Source organism: Microcystis sp. LE19-10.1B, assembly GCF_027530565.1.
Classification (GTDB): Bacteria; Cyanobacteriota; Cyanobacteriia; order Cyanobacteriales; family Microcystaceae; genus Microcystis; species Microcystis aeruginosa.
In genome coordinates, this window is sequence record NZ_JAPZQM010000542.1 from 1 (window position 1) to 3,608 (window position 3,608).

Below are 3,608 nucleotides of genomic sequence, written 5' to 3' on the forward strand. Positions count from 1 at the left end.
TCTCGATGGGAAGAAGCATATCCTTAGTTAAAGCAGATTTTCTTCCTCAGTGCAACCTAAGTCGATGCTTTCTCACGAGTGCGGGTTCATTTTCTAGGTTGACTTCGGCTTCCTTACCAGCATTTATTGAGATGTTGCAAAACTATCAAACCATCAATTAATGGTTTCCATCATCCTAAGACCGTTTTTTTCTACCGTCAATAGGATATAAAATATGCTTATTTTTATTTTTTTTTTATTTTTTTTTTCATCAGGTTTATTCATGAATCAGAGAAAATCAAATTAAATTCGGTGCGGTTAAACCTTGATTTCTCCTACCAGCCACCTGATTAACTTGACTCAGAGTCAAGAAAACGGGTTTCTTAAAGAAACCCGTTTTCTCGATCCTATAGTCACATATTTCTTAACATAAAATTTGACAAAAAGAGAAAAGTATTAATTCCAGCAATTCTTTATAATTCTCTAGATGACTGGGAAAACCCGAACCCTAGAGTGATAGAGAAAAGAATTGAGGAATTCAAAAGGCGAACTCGGAGTTAATTGATGAAGTGCGATCGCTTTCTTATCGGGTGCATTATACTTTGTTAATGCACCTTATTTGTTGTCTATAATTTAAAAGATTGAGATAAGGGCAGTTTGTTGGGTTGATTTTGCGTTAAAATTAAGTTAGATATGTCTTAATTGATGAAACTTAGCAAGACAATGAATACTTCGACCACTTTTCAAGAAATCGCCGCCGAAATTCAATTATTTGATAATATTGAACAAAAAGAACAATTTATTTTTGTGGTGGGTGCTTTAGTTTCTCGCATCATCAGTCTTCATAAAGCCGCAGAAATCATGGAAATGGATACAGAAATGTTCTTGAAAATTTTAGAATTAATGGGAATCGATTTTTCTTATCTTACTACAGAAGACATAGATAGAGAAAAAAAATGGTAATCTCTATGAAAATTGTTTTCAATTCTTACCCTTTAATCTTTTTGTCTCAGTTAGGATTTTTAGAAAAATTACTAGATTCTAATGATAATTTTTATTTGCCTGCAACCGTACAACAAGAAATTAATGCCAAACAAGATCAATCTTCAGAGACTCTTAATAAGCTGATCAATCAACAGAAATTAATTATCCTAAATATTAAATTAATCTCTCTAGCAAATAGTTTAAATGAACGTTTAGGGAAAGGTGAATCTGATGCCATTACTTTAGGAATAGAATTACAAACTGATTATATCATCCTTGATGACTTTGCAGCAAGAAAAGAAGCACTACGCTTAGGCTTAAATGTTAAAGGAACTTTAGCGATTATTCGTAAACTTCTCAAAGAAGGAAAGATAGAAATTGAAAATTTGGAGATTTTTTATCAAAGACTTAGAGAAATTAACTTTAGAGTCAAGCGTGAGATATTTGAGAGCATTTTTGGAGACTGAGTGTGATACTGAAGGCACTGCGTAGCAGCACGCTTATTTTGTCGGCTGCATTAACAGAGTATAATGCGCCTTATTTCTTGTTATTGATGGATTCCCACCATAACTTTAAATCACTTTCATTAATCTTTTTTTGAAGATATTCAATCTGATCTGAATAGCTGAGATTTTTCATGTCTTCAGCCATTTTTTCTTGACTGGTTTGTTTAAAAGCTAAACAGTCAAAACTTTTTTTAATTGTCGTTGGCTTGATCAATTGTTACCTCTAAAGGAGAAATAATAGTCAAAATCCCGTAGCCATTGAGTAAATTAATTTGATTATAGCCTTTCATTTTATCTAGGCGCACAATATGTTTAAAATTCCATGATATGATTGCAGCCGCTCTAGCTATTGTAGCAGCCGCTACATGAGTAGCATCATTAATAGACTTTGATGTAACAACTCCTTCATTGATATAAGCATTCCTTAACTGTAAAACTTCAGCTGTTATCTTAACTACTTCAATAACTCTCTGCGGAATCGATAATAAAATATCTTTAACCGATTGGGGAGCATTAATTAATTTGCTAACAATGATATCACTCATTAACAAAATAAACTTTTCTTGCTTAATGGCTTCCATCAATTGATTGGACTCTAAGGAAAATTCATCATCTAAACAGCCTGCAATGACTGATGTATCGATATAAACTCTAAGTTTTTTCATAAATGATAGAAAAAGTTTTCTGATCTTAGTTTAACATCAAAAGTGCGATCGCTGCTCTTTTAGAGTGGATTAAGGTAGTGTAATGCACCTTATTGATAATAGAATTTTTGAAACCTAAAAGTCGAGGGCTTTGGTTTTAAGATTTATCAAGCTTAAAGTACAGTTAACATTAAGCTATAATAATCATTAGTCAACAACAATTATTACTATGTCTTTTGCAGCTAAATATCGAGATCGGATTGTGATTAACCCAGACATTCGCAGTAGCAAACCTTGCATTGTTAATACTCGTATTGCAGTAGCAGATATTTTTGATTATCTAGGAGGAGGGATGACTATTGAAGAAATATTAGATGATTTCCCCGATCTTACCTTAGAAGATATACAAGCCTGTTTTGCATTTGCCGCCGAGCGGGATCGTCGTTTAATGGTTATTCCCGATGAAACTGCTATTTGACGAAAACTTATCACCTAAACTACCTCTGTTACTGGTATCACATTTTCCCGATAGCGCTCATGTTAGAGATTGTAGCCTAAAAGGGTTTCCCGATCAAAGGATTTGGCAATATGCGCCTATCAATGGATTGATAATTGTCTCGAAAGATTCTGATTTTTATCAACGGAGTTTGTTGTATGGCCAACCTCCAAAGTTCATCTGGCTGAGGATTGGAAATTGTACCACTCATCATCTAATCAGTCTTATTTTAAAACATAAACAAGCTATTAAGAGATTTAGCGATAATTCTACCGAGTCCGTTTTAGTAATTGCATAATCATATATTATCCTCAGCGATCGCTTTTCTGATCGGGTGCATTAACAAAGTATAATGTGCCTTATTTATTGTCTATTGATAAAATGATCCAAAGACGTTAATTTAAAAGATTGAGGTAAGGCAGTTTGTTGGGTTGGTCTTGTGTTAAAATTAAGCTGGAGTAAATTCTAATCCCCGATGAAAATTTCAACGGAACAATCACCATGAACTTTTATACCGTTATTCTGAGAAAAAGTGCAGATTATTGGGTTTCATTATGTCTTGAAAATGGATTAGTTGGACAAGGAGAAACTCAGGAAAAAGCTATGGAGAAACTAAAAGAAGCGATTGAATCTTTTTGGGAGATTTATCATGATCAAGCCAATATATATACCAGTCCTATTCCTATAGACGAACTTCATGAATTTTTAACTGTGGGAGATTCTGAAACTCCCGAAACTTACGAACTCAGAAAAGTTTATGCCTAAAAATATTCCTTCTCTTAAACCCAAAGCACTAATCAAAATTCTTGAAAAAGGAGGCTGTCAATTTTATCGATAAGGAAAAGGTGATCAGGTGATCGGGAGCATCTCACTTATGCAATGAGTATTAATACTTATAGCAGTCAAAAACTAGAAAATCTTCAACTTGATCACAAAGAGAAATGAGATTATAATAGTTATAACTTACAATTCAGAATAGCTCTCGATGGGAGGAATAAT

The 3,608-nt window shown here is 33.4% G+C and carries 7 protein-coding genes and 1 pseudogene; 6 read left to right on the forward strand and 2 right to left on the reverse strand.

Annotated elements, in window-relative coordinates:
* Positions 1-702: 702 nt before the first annotated feature.
* Together O9332_RS19455 and O9332_RS19460 are read left to right on the forward strand one after the other, a co-directional pair.
* On the forward strand, positions 703-942 hold the full coding sequence (locus tag O9332_RS19455; protein ID WP_002736878.1) for a UPF0175 family protein: 240 nt from the start codon (positions 703-705) through the stop codon (positions 940-942).
* Between the two features lie 5 nt (positions 943-947).
* Positions 948-1,430 carry a PIN domain-containing protein gene (locus tag O9332_RS19460; protein WP_288026981.1) on the forward strand — a complete coding sequence of 161 codons (483 nt, stop codon included), beginning with the start codon at positions 948-950 and terminating at the stop codon, positions 1,428-1,430.
* Between the two features lie 70 nt (positions 1,431-1,500).
* On the opposite strand, the gene O9332_RS19465 is transcribed toward O9332_RS19460, so the two are convergent.
* Positions 1,501-1,680 (reverse strand): hypothetical protein, encoded by a 180-nt coding sequence (locus O9332_RS19465; RefSeq protein WP_002747316.1) that lies wholly within the window; start codon positions 1,678-1,680, stop codon positions 1,501-1,503.
* Complete coding sequence (locus tag O9332_RS19470; RefSeq protein WP_288026984.1) at positions 1,661-2,134, reverse strand: PIN domain-containing protein; 474 nt, start codon at positions 2,132-2,134, stop codon at positions 1,661-1,663. Before O9332_RS19470 ends, O9332_RS19465 begins: the two co-directional genes overlap by 20 nt.
* Before the next feature lie 208 nt (positions 2,135-2,342).
* Here O9332_RS19470 and O9332_RS19475 point away from each other — a divergent pair, with 208 nt between their 5' ends.
* The 4 genes and pseudogenes from O9332_RS19475 to O9332_RS28150 all read left to right on the forward strand — a co-directional run.
* A complete protein-coding gene (locus O9332_RS19475) occupies positions 2,343-2,591 on the forward strand; it encodes a DUF433 domain-containing protein (RefSeq protein WP_002757298.1) in 249 nt (82 codons plus the stop codon).
* On the forward strand, positions 2,575-2,907 hold the full coding sequence (locus O9332_RS19480) for a DUF5615 family PIN-like protein (protein ID WP_043998855.1): 333 nt from the start codon (positions 2,575-2,577) through the stop codon (positions 2,905-2,907). The genes O9332_RS19475 and O9332_RS19480 overlap by 17 nt, the downstream gene beginning before the upstream one ends.
* Positions 2,908-3,110: 203 nt before the next feature.
* On the forward strand, positions 3,111-3,374 hold the full coding sequence (locus O9332_RS19485) for a type II toxin-antitoxin system HicB family antitoxin (RefSeq protein ID WP_002757300.1): 264 nt from the start codon (positions 3,111-3,113) through the stop codon (positions 3,372-3,374).
* Positions 3,367-3,444: pseudogene (locus O9332_RS28150) on the forward strand (type II toxin-antitoxin system HicA family toxin); the annotation flags it as partial. The gene O9332_RS19485 and the pseudogene O9332_RS28150, both read left to right, overlap by 8 nt.
* Positions 3,445-3,608 lie beyond the last annotated feature (164 nt).

What these genes read in the sequence shown, in the direction of transcription:
- O9332_RS19475 (WP_002757298.1), top strand. Translation starts at nt 2,343, where the DNA reads ATGTCTTTTGCAGCTAAATATCGAGATCGGATTGTGATTAACCCAGAC.
- O9332_RS19460 (WP_288026981.1), top strand. Translation starts at nt 948, where the DNA reads ATGAAAATTGTTTTCAATTCTTACCCTTTAATCTTTTTGTCTCAGTTA.
- O9332_RS19470 (WP_288026984.1), bottom strand. Translation starts at nt 2,134, where the DNA reads ATGAAAAAACTTAGAGTTTATATCGATACATCAGTCATTGCAGGCTGT.
- O9332_RS19455 (WP_002736878.1), top strand. Translation starts at nt 703, where the DNA reads ATGAATACTTCGACCACTTTTCAAGAAATCGCCGCCGAAATTCAATTA.
- O9332_RS19480 (WP_043998855.1), top strand. Translation starts at nt 2,575, where the DNA reads ATGAAACTGCTATTTGACGAAAACTTATCACCTAAACTACCTCTGTTA.
- O9332_RS19485 (WP_002757300.1), top strand. Translation starts at nt 3,111, where the DNA reads ATGAACTTTTATACCGTTATTCTGAGAAAAAGTGCAGATTATTGGGTT.